Here is a 17,539-nt window from a genome sequence, read left to right on the forward strand (position 1 = left end):
GCCGAGCCCTGCTTACCGCACGAGCGACCGCCGGCCCGGCCGCAGCGTTGCCGATCGCCGAGCGGCGCGCTCTTAGGTCGTAGCCGTCTGTTCACCATCGCCCCTCCCGCAGAGGAGCTCCATGACGAATGACGAGTTCCAGGCTCGAGTCGAACGGTTCTGGCAGGACAAGGCCCGCGGACTGTTGCTGGGCCAGGCATGCGCCGACGGCCTGGCCGTCTCGTTCGGACGCGCAGTCGCTCGCGCACCGGTCAACTTCGACGACCACATCGCCGGTGACCAACCTCTCCGCCACACCGCAGCGACCGAACTCGCCCTCGGCGTCGCGGAATGCCTGAGCAACCATCAGACCATCCGCCACGTCGACGGCGCGCTCCTCCAGACCTACCTGGCTCACACCTGGTGGGCCGACAAGCAGCGCTGCGGCTACGGGCTCGACGACACGCGACTGTTCACGGCAGTCCTGGATAAGCGCGACCGCCCTGAGGCCGCCGTACCACGCGAGGGAGCCCATCCAGCAGTCCCCGTCGCACCGCTCGCGCTCACCACTCTGAGCGGGCCGGATCTACTGTCGGCAGCGCGCATGTGCGCGGGGCAGCTGACCCAGGACCCCCTCGCCCATGCCGCCGCAGCGATGTTCGCTTCAGCTGTGGCGACCAGCCTCGCCGGTGGCCCAGCCCACACCGCTCCCCGGCTGCTGGTGAGCCGTTTGCGCGGCGCATCCGGTCCGCACGGAGTTCCTGCAGTCACGACGCTGCAGCAACTCGCCGCCGAGAATCCGAGCCCCTCGGAAGCAGGGCGAGAGCTGCTCGCCGAGACGCTGGGGGCCACGGGCCCAGTGGCCGCAGCGGTGTATGCGTTCCTGCGCCACCCCGACCACCCCCGCGAGGCCATCCGCTACGCCGTGCACCTCCACGGCTCGACTCCGACCATCGCAGCGATGACCGGAGCGCTCGCCGGTGCTCGGCACGGCGTGCGAGCACTACCCACGAACTGGCGAAAGCGCCTCGCGCGAGCAGACAGCATCGAGGCGCTCGCCGATCGCCTCGCCCAGCGGCACAGCGGTCTGCAGTCCACCCTGGTCCGCCAGCGCTGAAGTGGCCCGCATCCCAGCTTGCAGCTCCGTCTGCATCGATGAACCGTGTCCAGCCCGTTACTCCAACGAGACGGTCGACTGGCCGCGGCTCATCTCGGATCTTCTGGGTTGGCGATACGGAGGCGGCGGATCTCACCATGTGCAGCCTCGAGACGATGGGTGAGGTCGCGAACCTCGGCTCGGAGCTGGGTATTGCGGTGCGTGAGTGCCTCGACCCGGGTCTGAAGCGAGTCGATAGTGGCCGGCTGCGGCCCAGTTCGGACCGGGGAGGGACACCGTTGCTGCAGATGCCCGATGGCCGTAACGAGGTCGGTCTGGGTGTAGAGCCAGGAACGGGAGACCCCGGCAGTGCGGGCGATCTCCACCATGGTCGGGCGGGTGCCGGCGCGCGCGACCGCGGCGATGGCCTGTTCGGCCCGATCGCGAGCTTCGGCGGCGCGCCTACGGGAGGCCTCGACGAGGTAGCGGGTGTTGTTAGCCGGCGGCATTGTTCTCCCGTCGTCCCCCGACCACGATCTCGCTGTCAGTGGCGTGTTCGAGGACGGTGATGAGCTTGTCGAGCTTCGCGGTCGTGCGGCGGTTCTTCTCCGCGACCCGTGCCAGGCCGGCCTGCTCGGCGTCGGCGATCTGCTGTCGGGAGTCGTCACGCTGGCGGCGATGCTGGGCGAGGAACTCCGGGGTGGTGATGAAGAACCGACAGTCCAGACACGGATTGGCGTACTCGCAGTCGGTCTGTACCGGGGCGCCGCAATAGCCGTTCGGGAGGGTGACCTTGGCTCTGACCAGACTCAGCCGCATCCAATCGGCGTCCGCGAGCGGGTGCTCGGGGGCGACTGTGACCGGGTCGCCCTCGGCGTTGACCTTCATCGCCGTCTCCCAGTGCCGTCGGCGGGTCGCGTTGGTCAGGCGCGCGTAGCGGGCCGTCATCGCCGGGGACATGTGGTCGAGCAGGTCTTGAACCACCGACTGCGGGACATCCCGGTTGATCAACCGGGTCGCCACGGTATGGCGGAACTGGTGCGCGGTGACGTGCGCTGGGGCGCCGTGCTCGTCGACCAGCTCGATCGCGCGCAGCCAGGCGTCGAGGTGACGGCGCCAGGTGGAGGCGTGCAGCGGCTTGTTGCCGTCCAGATTGGTCTGATAGCGGGTGAACAGGTAGCGGCAGCCCTGCGGCCACCGCTGCTGCTGCGCGCGCTGCTGAACGGTGATGTGGTCGGCGAGCTCGGTACTGATCGGGAAGAACGCGACCCTTCCGTGGATCTTGTGGTTGATCCAGGCCAGGTAGGGGGCGTCGTGGTGGTCGCGGACCACACAGTCCAGCGGGAGCTTGCAGGCATCGCCCAGCCGCAGCCCGCACTGGATGAGGATCATCAACAGGAGCCGACCGTCGTCGGTGGGGAACCGTGCCAGGTTCACGGGATCCTCGAGCTGACGCATCAGGTGCTCGGACAACGCCCGCGGCCGCGGGGGCGGGAGCCGGGGCATATCGCCCTCGTAGACGGCGGCGCTGTGTGGAATCTGGGGGCACCAGTCGTGGCGGGCGACGTCACGCAGGAACACCCCGATCTGGTTGATCCGCTTGGCGCGGCTGGTCGGGTTCGAGAGGGCGATCGCCAACGCCGCGAACCAGGACTCCAACACGATGCGCGTCAGGTGCTCCGGACCGGCTCCTGCCCCCGCGGTGCGGCACAGATGCTCTCCCAGCAACGTGCAGGCCCGCAGAGTAGTCGCCACGCTCTGGCCTGTGTTACCGCGCGAGAGCCGCCAGCGGGCCCACTGTTTGGCGAGTTCACGCAGCCAGCCGGGTTCGATTCGGGAGAAGTCGAGGCGCCGCTGGGAGCCGGCGAGGTCGAGCGCGCGCAGGTCCCAGACTGCGCGCGGGTACTGCTGCTGCCATGGATCGACTCCGGCCAGGTTCCGCAGCGCAGCGCAGGTGTCGAGGATGAATGACTGGTAGGCGCTGCCGACCGAGTTCGGGCACAGTGTGTAGGCATGCCACCGCTCGTCCTCCCAGTCCAGCAAGCTGGCGACCCCGGCCTCGCGGATCAGTCTGACCGCGGTGGTCACACGGATCATCCGGGTGAGACGACTGGCGGCGTCGTGGCGGCACTGCAGCCCGTACTGGACCTCCAGTCGCAGCCGCGGCTCCAGGCCGCGTAGATCGACCCGTGGGTCCAAGCTGTGGGCCAGCTGGTCGAACCACGCGTGCGGCTCCGGGCGTCCGGCTGCGATCCAGCGCCGCCGATGCGCTGCGCAGAACCCCGTGGTCGGCTCGGACCAGCGGGGGCAGGCAGGAAACCGGCAACCGGATTCGTTGACCGGGGACGGTGCGGGCTGCTCGGTGCACCAATGGTCCCAGTCCGGGCGGCCCGCACGGTCCCATGCGCAGACGTGCCGCACACAGAGACGGCTGCGGCGGTGCGCGCGATTGCAGCCGCCCACCGCGCAGGCGGGCACCTCGGGCACCTCGGCACGCAGGCGTTGCTCGGCAAGTCCGAGCCACCCCGGCAGGTCGGGGCGGCCCGCCTGTTTCCACCAGGCGTGGTGTCGTTCGCACAGGCCGATCCGGGTCCGGCGGATCGCGGCCGGGCAGGACGGCAGTGCGCACGTGGCGGTGAAGAACACCGCGCTGTCCGGGTCTGGGATGAAGATGTCGTGGCGGAACTCGGGGCGCACCGCGCTCAGGAGCCGCTCCAGCAGGTGCCCGGCCCCAAACCGAGCTGCGTCGACCCCGCCGGCTCTGATGCCTCCGGCTGCAGTCCCGCCGGACAGGGTGTTGCTCACTCCTTGCTCCCCGGTCCTACCCATGCCTCGGCGGCGTCCTGTGGGGTGGTGACCGCGGCTGCGCTGGGCTCCAGCGCACCTGCCGCGACCAGGAGCGCGCGGTGGTCCTCGACGCGCAGGTGAGAGTAGATGGCGGTGGTGGTCTGGACGTCGGCGTGCCCGAGCAGATCAGTGACGACGTGTGCCTGGACCCCGCGGCGCAGCAGGGTGGTGGCGTAGGTGTGCCGGGCCACGTGCGGGGTGAAGAAGTCCACCCCGGTCCGGGCCCGCAACTGCCGCACCAGCCGGTAGACATTCGCCGCCGTCATCGGCGCGCCGACCACGGGCGCGAACAAGTTGACGAAGACGTAGTCGCAGTCCCGCGGCCCGTACTCCAACTCCATGTAGTCGGCGTAGAGGTCGAACAGCGAGATCGGCACCGGCACCCGACGCCGCTTGAGGCCCTTGACCCGGGCATGGTTGACGTTGTCCTCGCGCGGCACGACCTCGACGTCGCCGGTGCGCAGGTGCAGATCGGCGTGCCGCAGCCCGAGCGCTTCGCCCAGGCGCAGCCCCGAGTCCACCAGCAGCCGGATCAAGAACCGATCCCGGGCCCAGTCACACGCCTGCACCAGCGCGTTGACCTGCAGTTCGGTCAACGTCTTCGGGGGCTTGTGCGGCACGTGCACCCGCAGCGGGCTGTACCCCTGCTCACCGCGTCGACCGTGATGAAGGTGGGCCAGCATCGGGACCTGCGGCCCAAGCCCGCGCCCGCCGATCTGCTCGCCCAACAGCGGCGCGACCGCTTGATCCCGGCGGGCGTGGAACCGGTAGAACGCCGCGACGGAGGCACGTTTGCGCTGCAGCGTCGCCGGGGCCAATGCCGCCGGGACGCCCGGCAGCACGAACACATCCTCCTGACGGGCCTGGCGGGGCCGGCGCAGCCAGTCGAAGAACTGCGCCAGCTGCTCCAGGCTCACCCGCGCGAACTCCAGGCCGCGCTGATCGAGCCACTCGAAATAGTCCCGCAGGTCATGGGCATAGCCGGCGATCGTGTTCGGCGACAACCGCCGCACCAAGGTCGCGTGGGCCAGGAAGTCCTCGACCGGGCCCACCGGGAGCCCGTCGAGGTCGACGACGGTGTACGAGCGCGCGCACTCCCCCGACGCCATTCGCTGCACCCGCAACCCCACCACCCACTCCCCCACGACATGGACACGGCTGCCGTGGGGTGTCCGTGTAGCACGAGCTGCTCTCCCGTTGCTCGCGAGTTGGACGTCGTGGACAGGTTGCGAGTGGATCAAGATTGCCGACTGGCTGGACTTCCACATGATCCAGGGCGGGCACTGCCTGCGCTACGACGTGCGCGCCGAGCTGGTGGACACCACCTACGACACCGACCCGGCCAAGCCGTTCCTCGACGGCGAACCGATCTATGAGGAGCACCCGTACTGCTGGGAGCCCGAGCAAGGTTTCTCCACTGCGCAGGACGTGCGCCGGGATGCCTACTGGTCGGTGCTGGGCGGGGCGGCCGGGCACACCTACGGCCACCACAGCGTGTGGCAGTTCAACGACGGCGGCGACGGGGAGCTCGGCGCCCGCGGTAACTGGGTCGAGGCCCTGGAGTTCCCGGGTGCCGGGCAGATGCGGCACCTGCGCGAGCTGATGGAATCGCTGCCGTTCACCCGAGGCCAGCCCAACCCCTCGGTGCTGGGCTCCGCCGCCGGCTCGGGCGCCGAGCGCATCGTCGCCAACACCGCCTCGGACGGCTCCTACCTGCTCGTCTACACCCCCGCCGGGCAGGGCTTCTCGGTCGACACCAGCGTCGTGAGCGGCGACCCGACCGCGTACTGGTTCGACCCGCGCTCCGGTGCCTTCGACGAGGTCGACGTCACCGAGGACTACACCCCACCGACCGACGAAGACTGGCTACTACTTGTGGAGGACGCCTCATGACCGGACACGACCAGCACGACGACGCGACCCCGCCCTACGGCTACGGCGCCGGTGGGCGCCCGTTGGGCAACGACCGCGACCGCCACGCCGAGCTGCTGCGCGAGCTGCTGCGCGCCCAGGACTGTCCCGAGTTCGACGACGACCGCGACGGGTTCGTCGTCGAGGCCCCCGACGACGGGCCGATGCTGCTCGTCTACACCGGTGACACCGCTGCCGATCGCGCCGCCGCTGATGCGCGCTATCGCGAGTTGCTCGAGCGCGCCGGCTACCGGATCGAGCCCGACGCGACCGGCGAGGGCGACGGCTGGAAAGTCTGGCCGGGCACACAGCCCGACGCCGGTGACACCGCCGGCGCTGGCTGAGGAAGCCCGGTCGATGCCACGTCAGGGCCGCACGTGGGCACGCCGCGCCGTGACCCTTATGACGGTCGCAGCGCTGGTGGTTGTCACGGTCGTGTCGACCACCTCCGGCCCCGAGCTCCTCCAGCGGGCCGGGGCGGAGGGGGTTGCGCCGGCCGGATCCGTCACGGCGCTGGACACCGACGCGGACGACGACGCCACGGTGGCCCTCGACGGCACCGAGGTGCCCGATCCGCTGGTGCTCGACAACGGCGACGTCGTCGACAGCGTCGACACCTGGGAAAACGAGCGCCGCCCCGAGCTGCTGGCGGCCTTCGAGGACCACGTCTACGGCCAGACCCTGCCCACCCCGGACGACATCACCTTCGACGAGGGCGGCAGCGGCGCCGCCAAGACGATCACGATCACCGTGGCCGGCCCGGAAGGCGAGGCGAGCTTCGACCTGCGCCTGTTCGTGCCCGACACCGGCACGCCGAAGGGCACGTTCCTGCTGATCGACCACCGCGGCTCGGTCGGCGATGACCCTAGCTCGTCGGGCTACGCCCCGGTCGACCAGATCCTGCAGGAGGGCTATGCGTTCGCCGCGCTCGACGCGGGCCAGGTCGCCCCGGATGACCCGGGTAGCTACCGCTCCGGGGTCATCGACGCCTTTTACCCGGCCGAGCAAGAGCTGCCCGCCGCCGCCGGCCGCACGATCAGCGCCTGGGCCTGGGGCGCGAGCCGGGCGATGGACTACCTCGAGACCGACCCCGACATCGACCCCGACAGGGTCGCGGTCATCGGCCACTCCCGCGGCGGCAAGGCCGCGCTGTGGGCCGGAGCCCGAGACACCCGCTTCCCAGTAGTTATCTCCAACAACTCCGGGTCCACCGGCGCCAAGCTCGCCCGCCGCGACGAGGCCGGCGAGTCGATCGCCGCCGTCAACGATCAGTTCCCGCACTGGTTCCCCGAGACCTACCAGGACTACGCCGGCAACGCCGACTCCCTGCCCGTGGACCAGCACCAGCTGCTGGCGCTGGTCGCGCCCGGCCGGGTCGTTGTCGCCAGCGCAACCGACGACGCCAACGCCGACCCCCAGGGCGAGTTCCTGTCCTACCTCGGCGCCGCACCGGTCTACGAGCTGTACGACCTCGGCGACACCGGACTGCCGTCGCAGAGCTGGCCCCTGGGCGAGAACGAAGCCTTCCGAGGCTCCGGGATGAGTTACCACCTGCGCTCCGGCGAGCACGGCCTGACCGACGCAGACTGGCAAACCTACCTTCAAGGCGAGCTATTTTCGCGATGACGGCGCCCCCAGCAAGGTAGGGCAGCAGTCCGCTCCCCGTAGCTGCGGGCCTGGGTGTCACAGCGGACCGCCGTACGCGTCGAGGCCGGGAATTTCTTCATCTACCCTGTTCGCAGCCGCATACAGCTGCTCATATGAGGACACATACCCGGGGTCGCTACCGGATACAGGCACGCCGTCATGCCCGTCCCCGCCTGAACACGGCGACGATGAGCCACAAACTGCAGCATCAGCGCATCACCATGAGCAGCAGCATGATCCGAACGATGCTCGTACATCTGTAGCAACGCTTGAGCTATACGCTCCGTGCACGGCGGGTCCATCAGATGGGGACAGACAGGCTGGTTCATGGCGAGGCGAACAGCCGGCATCCGCGGATACGACAGACAGCTACACAGCTGTAGCTAGTGGCGATGCCATGCCTGTGGCCAGCGATACATCCAGCAGCGTGTCGTCAGACGGATGTGTGTCGTTATCCCACTGAGAGCCCGCGGCGAGAGACACTGCACGAGTCCACGACGGTCTCACCGACGCTGATCCGCCACGGAACAACTATGGAGGCCCCACATGAGCACGGCGGAACGCCCACAGATGAGCCAGTTGATGGCTGACCAACAGCCCTCTGAGAACGAGGACCTGCGCCGGACCGTGCTTGTGGCTAACCGCAAGGGTGGGGTGGGGAAGACCTCGATCGTGACCACTGTGGCTAGCATGATCGCCCGCCCGGACCGCAAAGTCCTCGTGATCGACTCGGACTCGCAGGGCAACGCGACGAAGTCAGACCTGGGCGTCTCAGGTGACGAGGGCCGTAGCTTTATGAACGCGCTGCAGTACGGCGACCGGATGGAGGTCTTGCCCGATGTTCGGCCCGGTCTGGACCTAGTGGCGGGCGGAGCGCACCTGGCCTCCGTCGGTGCCATCATCGCCTCCGCCGGGCAGTCTGGTGCCGACATCAACGGTAACCTGCGTCGAGCTCTCGCATCGGTGTGCCGCGAGGGGAACTACACCCTGGTTCTGATCGACACCGGGCCAGGTGACGTCCCGCTGCTCGACGCATTTCTGCAGTCGGTGCGCTACCTGCTGATACCTACCAAGGAAGACGACGCGGGGCTAGACGGTGTCGAGCAACTCGCCGCACGGTTCATGGTCGCCCGCCGCAATGGGGCCCTGGTCCGTCTGCTTGGCGTCGTGTTGTTCGATGCCAACCCCCGTGCCACAGCCCGCAACGGCGAGGTACTTAGCGACATCGATACCATGCTTGGCGGTTCAGGGACGTCCGCCTTTCAGTCGATGGTCCGCAACGACAAGGCTGCGGCGAAAGATCTGCGCGCTGCACACATGACGATCACCGAGCTGGTCTCCGCGAGCCAAGAGCAGCAGCGGACCCGACTGACTAAGCTGCGGAGCAACAAACGCCTCCGCCGCGACCCAGCCGAGGAGGCCGAGCTGCGGCTCTATAGTCGTGACCCGAGTGCTCTGGCGACCGACTACCAAGCGTTGACCCGTGAGATCCTCGAGCGAGTGGCGGCCGCCGAGCAGGTAGGAGTAGAGCGGTGAATGGGCCGGCGTCCCCCCGCCGGAAGGCTGTTTTCGACCCCATGGCACTCGACGACCTCGATGCAACGCTTGCTCCACCTGAGCCCGCGCCAACGCCAACTAACAGCCGATCAGAGGGTGACCAGGCTACTGAGGTCGACACCCCGGAGCCCGCGAGTACCGGCCCGGCGCCGGTGAATCCTCCCTCCGATGCGGGGCCGGCGGGTGCGGGAGCCTCGGCGGGCATCGGCTCGGTGCGCGGGACGCCCAGTAGGCGGTCACGCCCATCAGCGGCCAGCGGAGCCCGCGCCACTCCCACCCTGAGGCAACAGCGCTCGGCCCGCGGCCGGATTCCGACAGCCGTGCGCCTACCCGCGGATCTCTATCGTCAGGTGAACGACGTACTACTCTCGGGGTCCGAACGCCCGTCTTATGGCCAGCTCGTGATGTGGACCGTGGAAGATCACTACACCGCGGTTTCCACCCAGGTAGAGGCCACCCTGCCGAGCCCGACCGATCGCGTCCCTCGCGGCCGTAAGCTCGCGCAGGATCGGACTCCAGTCACCCTGCAGCTGCTCAACTCCGAGCGCGAGTACCTCGATGACCTGGCTGCCGGGGTAGCTCAGCGCTACGAAGACGCTCGTGTTACCCGAACTGATGTCGCTATCGCCGCATTGACCGTCGCGTTGCAGGTTCGTACTGGCTCCGCGCTCTGATCATGGTGAGGAGCGAAGTTTGAACCGTCGCGGCTGGCGTGACGGGCCCAACGTGCTCCTGTCACGCCCGCCCCGGGCGCGCAGCAGCCAGCACAGACATGCCTCTGCGCGAGCCGAAATTCGGCTGCGATGATCACTCTCCGCCGGCCGCCTCGACGGGGGGGCGCCCCGGGGGTCACGGCAGGGTCGACGTCGTCCTGATCGCGGTCGGGCCCGTCGCGCCGCGACTGCCATCAGGCGATCCCTCGGTAGTACTCGGCGAGTTCGGTCAGGATGACGAGCACATCGTCTCCGGTGAGGGCTACAGCCTGCAGTCTGTCGAACCGCTCGATGTACCGAGCTACCTGCTCCGGCTTGTCCAACTCGGCTGACCCGCCAACCTGGGCAAGCACGACCGGTCCGTCCTCGTCGTGGATGTGGAATCCGGGGCCGGGTTCCATCCCGACCGGAGTGCGCGCGGTGATGAGCCGAAGGTCGACGTTCGGGAGGGCCGCCACTGCGGCGAGGTGCTCGACCTGGGCGGCCATCACCTCGGCGGACCCCATCACCCACCGCAGCCCGCCCTCGGTCATCACGCCCTCGTACTGGCGGTCCGCGTTCGCCGGGAGTTGGGCCGCTCGGCGCATCCGGTCACGCACCTTGGGATGGTCGACATCAACGCCGAATATGGCGGCCATCACCTCGGGGGTCTGGGCCCAGCCAAAGGGGAGGCCGTTCGTGAACGACCGCAGCCGCTTCGTCTTTTCCTCGCGCCTGCGGATGCGTCGCTGCACGGACAGGACGTTGGTCGCTCGGGTGACGACGATCCGCTCGTCCTTCCGGGCCTCCCAGAAGTCGGTGACGACCTCGGTGAGCTCCGTCGCGACATCCGCGGCCAGGCCATACAGGGCGGCCAGCTCGGCGACCTGGTCGACGCCGTGCTCGGGGTCGATGCGGGGCATGCCTTCTCCGCGTTCAATGCGTGAGAGCCCGTTCTGCGAGAGCGACGTCGCGCGCTCGACCTGAGGTTGCGACAGGCCCGCGCTGGTCCTGGCGTTACGGAGCAGCGGCCCGACGTGATCGGGGGGCCGCTGCTCGCGCTCGCTCAGGTCGCCACTGGTCATGTACGGCTATGTCACCTTTCGCCGGGCCGCGATCTCTGGGTGCCGCTCCCACCACTGCAGGAACGGCTCGGCCTCGCGGAACGTGTGTCGGGCCTCGCGGCGGCATACACGGAGCAGCTCGGGCGCCTCTTGGGCGCCCTGGAACTTCCCGTCGTTCGCGTAGTGCATCCGCAGGACCGTCGAGTCGTTCACCAGCCAGTAGTCGAACCCGAGCAGGCTCGGCACGTCGTGCTCGCCGCGATGCAGGACGCGGATGTCTTCCCCGCACGGCACGTTTAGCCGGTACGCCCAGTCGCATTCGAACCGCTCGTAGTCGCTGAGCATGGCCGACAGGATCCGGACACGACGCTGGTACAGGCCGTCGTCGCGACGTTGTTCGAGTCGGGCCATGAATGGGCGCTTCCGCTCCCAGTCCGGCTCGGCCTCGCCCTCGAGGTAGCGACCGAAGTCGCCGCCATCGGATGCGACCGCGTACGCGGGCAGCAGTTCCATCCGGAATACGCCGGCCCCCGGTACCGGCCGGCCGCCTCGGTCGTACAGGCGGTCGGCGATGGCCGCGGTGAGCGTGGCACCTTTCAGCAGCTCCGACACGGTCACACCTCCAACAGCTCGACGGCAGGCACGGACATCGCGAATTCGTCGACACCGACCTGGCGCGCGAGCATCGCAGCCTCGGCGGCGTCCGCGACGGCAGCCCCCGTGACGAACACAGTGCCGCGGTGGCCGGGCAGGAGTCGCAGCCACGGATACGGGTCTCGATCAGCGCGGGCCTCCGGGAAGAGACCGGCCGGGACGGCCCCGACGAGCGTGCCTTCAGGTGAGTCGACGAGCAGCTCGGCACGCAGGCTGCGGTCGGCGATGCGCTCGGCGACGACGAACAAACGGTCAGGTCGTGACGTCATCCGGTGCACTCCAGGACACTCCTCTCCTTCTCCGCAGGGTCCGCCTCGCACGCTGATCACCGTCATCGGGGTCCCCTCCCGGTCGGGCCTGTAACTCGCCGCACAGTGTGCTCTCGCCTGCAGATTCAAGTCAACCAGCGACCGCGTGGTTGACTAACCAGCGGGTCCGTGGTTAGCTGCATTGGCGGCTGTCACCGGAGGCCATGCGGGTCCCCTTCGCAGGACTCCCTGGTGGCTCGGCCGGAGGAAGCCGAGTGCTGCGCAAGAGAAGGCCCCGGCAGGTGCGGACACACCTGCCGGGGCCGGAGTGGATCGCACGACCAGGGTTTCGAGGACCAGGAGGTACGACCCATGACGAGTCTGCCGCAAGTGAGGCAGGAGCGACCGAGCGGGGCGCGTCCGCGGCGCCGCGGACGGTTGTCGTGAGGCGGCCGCGGCCGCGGCGGGCGACGGCGGAGTTGCGTCGTCGCGCGTGGGTGGCGGGGTCGACGGCGCCGATGACTGATCGGGCCGGCCGGGAGCACGACGTCAGTGGTGACGAGATCAGTGCCGGGCGCGTGGCGGGTGTCTATCGCAGCGTGTGCGGGGCGCTGATCGCCCCGGCCGCGCTGGCGGCGTCGGCGGGGGTGCCGTGCCCGGAGTGTGTGCTGGAGCTGGACCCGGTCCCGGAGACCGCGGCCGGTGACCCGCACGTGCAGCGTCGCGCGGTGTCGGCGTGGCTGCGGCGCCTGCCGGGGCGCATCGGCGGGGCGACGGCGCTGACGGCGGTTGGGGGGCTGGGATGAGCCCGGCCGAGCGAGGGGAGCCCACCGCGCCGCAGGCCGGTGCGCCCGCCGATAGGCGGGCGTCGCGGATTCTGGCCACGGCTGAGGCCGACCGGATCCGGGCCCACACCGAGCAGGTGCGTACCGACACCGCCGAGCGGTGGCGACACCAGCATGCCGAGGCGCGGGAGCAGCGCGCGAGCGCGCGCCGCGCGGCGCGGGCTCGGGCATGGGCGCGCCGCTGGTCGGGGGTGCGGGCCGCGGCGAGTGTGGCTGTTCGCTCGGCCCCGGCGCTGGCGGGCGTGGCGGCGTGTGTCGCGCCGACCGCGATCGCCACGCGGGGTCAGTACGAGTTCGGGGCCGAGGTGATGCGACTCGGCGCGATGGCGGTTCTGGTCCCGGTGATGCTGGAGGGCGCGGCGTGGATGCTGGCCTGGCAGCGGTATCAGGCGGTCGCCGCGGGTGATCCGGCGACCCGGCTGACCGCCGGGGTGTGGGCCCTGGCCGGTGCTGCGGCGGGCCTGAACTTCTGGCACGGCGCGACCGGTCTGAGTGGCTCGGTACAGGTCGGGGTCACCTACGGCGTCGCGAGCGTGGTCGGGTTCGGCTTGGTCGAGTTGCTGGCCCGCCACCGCGCGGGGGGCTCGCCGCGGGCGCGGGAGCGCCGTGCCCGCCGCCGGCTGGCTCTGGCCCGCGCGGTGCGGTTCCCGCGGGTGTCCTGGGCGGCCTGGTCAATGCGGGTCGCCCACGGCTCAGCCACTGCCCCGGAGCAGGTCTGGCGCCAGGTGTGGGAGTCGTCGACCAGCGCCGCCGCGGTCGATCCGGGGGCGGTGCCGCCGGAGCGGAAGGCCGCCGCGGCCGCGGTAGTCCCGCCGCCGCTCGCACCGGCAGACGAGCCCAGCGAGCGGTCTGAGCGTCCCGAGGGAAACGACACCTGCTCGGTCACCGCCCATGGTGATCAGCTGCCCGCGGCGGTGGCACCGTCCCACTCCGGCGGCGGGGTAGGGGAGCGGGCCGACCGCGCCGATCTCCGCCGCCGCGCCGCTGATGCCCGGGTGCAGGACCTGGCCGAGCTGTTGTGCTCCGGGGCCGCGGTGACCGGCGAGCAGGCCGGGGTGATCTTCGGGGTGTCGGAGCGCACCGGACGTCGCCTGGTAGCCGAGGCGAAAACAACCTGTGACCAGCCTCCAGCCGCGGCGCCCGGCGCAGCAGGCGGCGACGACACCCACGCCGCGGCCGTTCCGGGAGCGGGGGAGCAGCACCGGTTGTTGCAGTTTCCGGGCGCGGAATCCCCGCACGCGGGGAGGAGCGCATGAGTACCCCGACGCTGCACCCTGTGGCCGAACCGGACCCGGAACCCAGCTCGCCGCCGGAAGGCCGGGATGGTCGGGCTCGGCGGGCCCGTGCCGGTGTGGAGCGCGGACTGTCGGCGGTGTGGTGGCGTGCGGTGTGGCCGGTGGCCACGTCGGTGGCCGCCTCCCCGGGGTGGGCCCGCGCGGCGGCGCTGGCCGCGGGGCTGGTGTGTCGCTGGCAGGTCCAGCTGGCCGCGGCCGCGGCGATGGTGCTGGGAATGGCGATGTGCTGGGCCGCGCCGTCCGCGGCTGACGCTGGCACCACCGCGCTGCTGCTGGCGGCGGTGTGGTGGCTGGGCGCGCTGCTGGTCACCGCCGGGGTGGCGATGATGTCAGTGCCGGTGGCGCGGGCGGCCTACGCGCACACGATCCGGGGTCGGGTGCGGTCCCGCTACGGCCTGGATGGGTGGGCGTCGTGGTGGGATCTGCACCGATATGTGTCCGCGGCCGCGGTCCGTCAGATCGCGGTCGGTACCCGCCCCAGCCTGGCCGACCAAGTCCGCGACGGCGATGGCAGCGACGGTCGGGTTCATCCCGGGCGGGTGGCGCGGCTGCCGGTCGGTGAGTGCGGCACCTGGCTGGGCCGGTCGGTGGTCGGCCCTGTCCTGGGGACCGAGTGTTACGCGGCTAAGCGGGACGTGGTGGGGCTGTTGGCGCCCCCGCAGACCGGCAAGACCGCGACCCTGGGCCATCACGTGCTCGACCACCGTGGCCCGGCCCTGGTGACCTCGACCAAGACCGACCTGTTCGAGCTGTGCGCGGGCACCCGCGCTGAACAGGGCCCGGTGTGGCTGTTCAACCCGGAGAACCTCGGCGAGTGGGGTTCGACGATGTCCTGGTCACCGGTGACCGGCTGTACTGATGCCCAGATCGCCCAGCAGCGGGCCGGCTACCTGGTCGGTGCCACCGCCGGTGACCCCGACAAGGGTGAGGACCAATGGGACGAGTGGGCCACCGCGGTGCTGCGTGCGCTGCTGCTGGCCGCGGCGATCTCGGGCCGCGAGATGGACACCGTGGCCCGATGGGTGCTGCGCCCGAGCCGGGACCCGGCCGAGGGCGGGGCGGGCGAGGCCCTGGAGATTCTGCGCAACGCCCCGCCCGGACTAGTGCCGCCCAGGGCGGTGGACTCGTTGTGGCAGGTGCTGGCCAGTCGGGCCCACAAGACCACCGAGTCGATCTTTTTGACGTTGTCGCGGTCGGTGCAGTTCATGACCGACCCCACCGTGGCCGCGCTGGCCCTGCCCCGCCCCGGGTTGCCCGAGTTCGACATCGACGCCTTCCTGACCAGTAACGCCACGGTGTTCCTGGTCGGATCCGACCGCGCGCATGGATCGGTCGCGCCACTGGTGGCGGCGTTTACCGGGTATGTGTTCGAGTCGGCCAAGACCGCGGCCGCCCGCCGCGAGAAGGGCCGATTGGACCCGCCGTTGGGGCTGTTCCTCGACGAGGTCGCCCTGATCAGCCCGGTGGCGCTGGACCGGTGGATCCCCGACTCCGGCGGGCGCGGGATCCACCTGGTGTGGGCGGTTCAGTCCCCCTCGCAGCTAGTGGCGCGCTGGGGCCAGGCGGGTTCAGCCACGATCTGGAATTCCACCAACGCCAAGCTCGTCTTCGGCGGGTTCACCCTCGACGAGGACCTGGACCCGATCTCGACGCTGTGCGGATTCCGGCACGAGACCGTCCGCGACCCGGACGGGCGCGAACGCTACGAACGCGTCCGGACCTGCCCCGCGGATCGGCTGCGCGTGCTGCCCGAATGGCATGCCGTGCTGATCCACCGCGCCACCCCGGCCACGATCGTGCGTACCACTCCGGTGTGGACACGTAAGGACCTGCGCCCACCCCCGCCGGTGGCCGCGGCGGCGGTAGCGCCCCCGACCGAGCAGCCCCGTGCGCCGTTACCCGACGACGAGGCGACGGCCGCCTGACCACCCGGCAGCCCTGCCCGGCCCCGGGCCCCGCCCCGAGTGGATCCTGAACCTGCCGGGTGTCTGCTCAAGGTCGGTCGCCGGGGCTACCGCCACCGATCGGGCAGCACAATGGTCCGTTCCCGAGCCGGGGCGGAGGAGCAGAAGGTTGGAGGACTACGACGTGACCAGTGACGGGCCGGCGGGCCCCCCGGAGCCGAACTCAAGCTCGGGGCGGGCCCGCCCCAGCGAGACTGCCCGCTGGGCGGCCGTCGGCGACGAACTACGCGCGCTGCGCCGCAACGGCGACGACATCGCGGGCCGGGTCCGCGAACTCACTGATGAACTATCCCGGCTGTTGCCCCGCGTGGACGAGCTCGACACCGGCCTGGCCGAGCTGTCCGGCATGGTCGCCGCGGCCGGGCGGGGCGGGGACGGCGCCGACCCCGCGCAGGTGCCCGGTCGCGACCTCACCCCGGCCATCGGGTGGTCCGAACTCGCACCGCAGGCCAGGCAGGCCGCGTGGGATGCACTCGGCGACTGGGTCGCCGACGTGCTCAACCACGAGTACCGGCTCTCCCGCGCCGAGCTGCCTGACTGCTGGGCGCTGCATCCTCGCGCGGTCCGGGAACTGGCCTGGCTGCGCACCCTGCACCGCGATTGCGCCGCCGCCGACACCCGCCCCGACCAGGTCGCCGAATGGCACACCCGCTGGCTCCCCGCCGCGATCACGAACGTGGCCGCGGCCATCGACCCCCGCGAATGCGTCCCGGGCCGCCACCGACTCACCGAAGACGAACAACGCGCCCACGAAACCGCAATCGACGCCGCCGCCCGGAACGGTGACCCGCCCCCGGCCCTGACCACCGAAACCGGACCAGACCGACCCCGCTACCGGCCCGAGTGCTTTCCCCCTCGCCGCAGCAGCGACCACAGCTACGCGACCACGTCGCAGCGCCCCCGCGCCCTGGATGCCGCGACTCCGGCACCGGCCTCGATCCGCGATGACTGGTGGGAGTTGTTCCTCGACGCCCGCCTGGCCGATCTCGGCCAGCACCAGGGCCACCCGCCCACATGAGCAAGGGGGGCGCGCACGGCGCTGCTGACTCGTCAGCACCCCGCAGTGCTTCGGCTCTTGTCCGCGGGTTGGCGCGACGGGCCAGCAAGCTACGCAGAGTCGCGTTACGCGACGTCGCCCGCACCGAGGCCCTCGAGGGCGAGCTGACCCTGGTGCGCGAGCAGCTGGAGCAGGCCACCGATGCAGTACGAGGCCTGGCCCGCCGCGCTACCGGCTATCGCGCCCAACTGCGCACGCTCGGCATCGAGCCTGTCGTCGAGGACCTGTCCCGGTGCGCGTTCTACCGCAACGAACCAGGCGGCTGCCGGGCCGGCTGCACCATCGACCCGCGGTGCCTGGTCGACGAGCCCGACACCGGGTGGCCCCTGGCCCACCGACTGGGCTCGGCCGGGCCGTCTAGAGAAGGGGACTGCGATGACCGCGGCCGGTGACGCCCGCCGCGACCGCCCAGCCCGCCGGGGCGAGACAGAGGTGCTCACCCTGCGTCTCACGTGTTGCGAGCGCACCTGGGTCGGCCCCGACCGGGCTCACTGCTGCCGACGACACCGCGGGTGCGGACACGTCTTCGACGACCCGGACCTGTGGGACGATCACCGCCGGGCCGGGCGCTGCCTCGACCCTCTCGCGCTCGGCCTGATGCAGACCGCCACGGGAGTCTGGATCCGCGCACTGGACAACCCCCACTGACACAACCACCAGAACGCCCGCTGCCGATCGGGCAG

18 protein-coding genes are annotated in these 17,539 nt (G+C 70.6%); 12 read left to right on the forward strand and 6 right to left on the reverse strand.

Features of this window, described 5'->3' with window-relative positions; translation table 11 throughout:
* Positions 1–121 precede the first annotated feature (121 nt).
* Positions 122–1,096 (forward strand): ADP-ribosylglycohydrolase family protein, encoded by a 975-nt coding sequence (locus tag Pdca_RS34390; RefSeq protein ID WP_085915769.1) that lies wholly within the window; start codon positions 122–124, stop codon positions 1,094–1,096.
* Between the two features lie 89 nt (positions 1,097–1,185).
* Here Pdca_RS34390 and Pdca_RS37380 read toward each other — a convergent pair whose 3' ends face one another.
* The 3 genes from Pdca_RS37380 to Pdca_RS34405 are packed head-to-tail and all read right to left on the reverse strand — an operon-like array spanning position 1,186 to position 5,031.
* Positions 1,186–1,584 carry a DUF6262 family protein gene (locus Pdca_RS37380; protein WP_085915770.1) on the reverse strand — a complete coding sequence of 133 codons (399 nt, stop codon included), beginning with the start codon at positions 1,582–1,584 and terminating at the stop codon, positions 1,186–1,188.
* The gene (locus Pdca_RS34400) at positions 1,571–3,880 is read right to left on the reverse strand and encodes a tyrosine-type recombinase/integrase (RefSeq protein ID WP_208115289.1); all 2,310 of its coding nucleotides are present in this window, start codon (positions 3,878–3,880) and stop codon (positions 1,571–1,573) included. Before Pdca_RS34400 ends, Pdca_RS37380 begins: the two co-directional genes overlap by 14 nt.
* Complete coding sequence (locus Pdca_RS34405; protein WP_085915772.1) at positions 3,877–5,031, reverse strand: tyrosine-type recombinase/integrase; 1,155 nt, start codon at positions 5,029–5,031, stop codon at positions 3,877–3,879. Before Pdca_RS34405 ends, Pdca_RS34400 begins: the two co-directional genes overlap by 4 nt.
* An 88-nt stretch (positions 5,032–5,119) precedes the next feature.
* Between Pdca_RS34405 and Pdca_RS34410 the strand changes: the two genes are divergently transcribed.
* The 5 genes from Pdca_RS34410 (at position 5,120) to Pdca_RS34430 (ending at position 9,711) form a co-directional block, all read left to right on the forward strand.
* Positions 5,120–5,815 carry an apiosidase-like domain-containing protein gene (locus Pdca_RS34410; RefSeq protein ID WP_125911724.1) on the forward strand — a complete coding sequence of 232 codons (696 nt, stop codon included), beginning with the start codon at positions 5,120–5,122 and terminating at the stop codon, positions 5,813–5,815.
* Positions 5,812–6,177: a hypothetical protein gene (locus tag Pdca_RS34415; protein WP_085915774.1), complete on the forward strand. Its 366-nt coding sequence runs from the start codon at positions 5,812–5,814 to the stop codon at positions 6,175–6,177. Before Pdca_RS34410 ends, Pdca_RS34415 begins: the two co-directional genes overlap by 4 nt.
* A 58-nt stretch (positions 6,178–6,235) precedes the next feature.
* Complete coding sequence (locus Pdca_RS34420) at positions 6,236–7,459, forward strand: alpha/beta hydrolase family protein (protein ID WP_232021801.1); 1,224 nt, start codon at positions 6,236–6,238, stop codon at positions 7,457–7,459.
* A 567-nt stretch (positions 7,460–8,026) separates the two neighbouring features.
* Positions 8,027–9,016: a ParA family protein gene (locus Pdca_RS34425; RefSeq protein ID WP_208115290.1), complete on the forward strand. Its 990-nt coding sequence runs from the start codon at positions 8,027–8,029 to the stop codon at positions 9,014–9,016.
* Between the two features lie 422 nt (positions 9,017–9,438).
* A complete protein-coding gene (locus Pdca_RS34430) occupies positions 9,439–9,711 on the forward strand; it encodes a hypothetical protein (RefSeq protein ID WP_125911725.1) in 273 nt (90 codons plus the stop codon).
* 233 nt (positions 9,712–9,944) lie between these two features.
* On the opposite strand, the gene Pdca_RS34435 is transcribed toward Pdca_RS34430, so the two are convergent.
* The 3 genes from Pdca_RS34435 to Pdca_RS34445 are packed head-to-tail and all read right to left on the reverse strand — an operon-like array spanning position 9,945 to position 11,725.
* Positions 9,945–10,814 (reverse strand): helix-turn-helix domain-containing protein, encoded by an 870-nt coding sequence (locus Pdca_RS34435; RefSeq protein WP_085915776.1) that lies wholly within the window; start codon positions 10,812–10,814, stop codon positions 9,945–9,947.
* 6 nt (positions 10,815–10,820) lie between these two features.
* The gene (locus Pdca_RS34440) at positions 10,821–11,405 is read right to left on the reverse strand and encodes a DUF6879 family protein (RefSeq protein WP_125911726.1); all 585 of its coding nucleotides are present in this window, start codon (positions 11,403–11,405) and stop codon (positions 10,821–10,823) included.
* 2 nt (positions 11,406–11,407) lie between these two features.
* A complete protein-coding gene (locus Pdca_RS34445; protein WP_125911727.1) occupies positions 11,408–11,725 on the reverse strand; it encodes a hypothetical protein in 318 nt (105 codons plus the stop codon).
* Positions 11,726–12,213: 488 nt separating this feature from the next.
* On the opposite strand from Pdca_RS34445, the gene Pdca_RS34450 reads away from it, so the two are divergent.
* The 6 genes from Pdca_RS34450 (at position 12,214) to Pdca_RS38185 (ending at position 17,504) form a co-directional block, all read left to right on the forward strand.
* Positions 12,214–12,501, forward strand: coding sequence for a hypothetical protein (locus Pdca_RS34450; RefSeq protein WP_085915779.1), 288 nt, complete (start codon positions 12,214–12,216; stop codon positions 12,499–12,501).
* 116 nt (positions 12,502–12,617) lie between these two features.
* The gene (locus tag Pdca_RS34455; protein WP_158092307.1) at positions 12,618–13,796 is read left to right on the forward strand and encodes a DUF2637 domain-containing protein; all 1,179 of its coding nucleotides are present in this window, start codon (positions 12,618–12,620) and stop codon (positions 13,794–13,796) included.
* A complete protein-coding gene (locus tag Pdca_RS34460; RefSeq protein WP_085915781.1) occupies positions 13,793–15,760 on the forward strand; it encodes a type IV secretory system conjugative DNA transfer family protein in 1,968 nt (655 codons plus the stop codon). The genes Pdca_RS34455 and Pdca_RS34460 overlap by 4 nt, the downstream gene beginning before the upstream one ends.
* Before the next feature lie 163 nt (positions 15,761–15,923).
* Positions 15,924–16,817: a hypothetical protein gene (locus tag Pdca_RS34465; RefSeq protein ID WP_125911728.1), complete on the forward strand. Its 894-nt coding sequence runs from the start codon at positions 15,924–15,926 to the stop codon at positions 16,815–16,817.
* A 152-nt stretch (positions 16,818–16,969) separates the two neighbouring features.
* Positions 16,970–17,248, forward strand: a complete 279-nt coding sequence (locus tag Pdca_RS35920; protein ID WP_143515961.1) for a hypothetical protein — start codon at positions 16,970–16,972, stop codon at positions 17,246–17,248.
* Positions 17,232–17,504 carry an FDXHR family putative zinc-binding protein gene (locus Pdca_RS38185; protein ID WP_425048639.1) on the forward strand — a complete coding sequence of 91 codons (273 nt, stop codon included), beginning with the start codon at positions 17,232–17,234 and terminating at the stop codon, positions 17,502–17,504. Before Pdca_RS35920 ends, Pdca_RS38185 begins: the two co-directional genes overlap by 17 nt.
* Positions 17,505–17,539: the final 35 nt, after the last annotated feature.

The sequence above is a fragment of the Pseudonocardia autotrophica genome (assembly GCF_003945385.1).
In the GTDB taxonomy this organism is placed as follows: domain Bacteria; phylum Actinomycetota; class Actinomycetes; order Mycobacteriales; family Pseudonocardiaceae; genus Pseudonocardia; species Pseudonocardia autotrophica.

Excerpts from the sequence above, each read along its gene's own strand:
- Pdca_RS34390 (WP_085915769.1), top strand. The coding sequence starts at position 122 with ATGACGAATGACGAGTTCCAGGCTCGAGTCGAACGGTTCTGGCAGGAC.
- Pdca_RS37380 (WP_085915770.1), bottom strand. The coding sequence starts at position 1,584 with ATGCCGCCGGCTAACAACACCCGCTACCTCGTCGAGGCCTCCCGTAGG.
- Pdca_RS34405 (WP_085915772.1), bottom strand. The coding sequence starts at position 5,031 with ATGGCGTCGGGGGAGTGCGCGCGCTCGTACACCGTCGTCGACCTCGAC.
- Pdca_RS34415 (WP_085915774.1), top strand. The coding sequence starts at position 5,812 with ATGACCGGACACGACCAGCACGACGACGCGACCCCGCCCTACGGCTAC.
- Pdca_RS34420 (WP_232021801.1), top strand. The coding sequence starts at position 6,236 with ATGACGGTCGCAGCGCTGGTGGTTGTCACGGTCGTGTCGACCACCTCC.
- Pdca_RS34425 (WP_208115290.1), top strand. The coding sequence starts at position 8,027 with ATGAGCACGGCGGAACGCCCACAGATGAGCCAGTTGATGGCTGACCAA.
- Pdca_RS34435 (WP_085915776.1), bottom strand. The coding sequence starts at position 10,814 with ATGACCAGTGGCGACCTGAGCGAGCGCGAGCAGCGGCCCCCCGATCAC.
- Pdca_RS34450 (WP_085915779.1), top strand. The coding sequence starts at position 12,214 with ATGACTGATCGGGCCGGCCGGGAGCACGACGTCAGTGGTGACGAGATC.
- Pdca_RS34460 (WP_085915781.1), top strand. The coding sequence starts at position 13,793 with ATGAGTACCCCGACGCTGCACCCTGTGGCCGAACCGGACCCGGAACCC.
- Pdca_RS38185 (WP_425048639.1), top strand. The coding sequence starts at position 17,232 with ATGACCGCGGCCGGTGACGCCCGCCGCGACCGCCCAGCCCGCCGGGGC.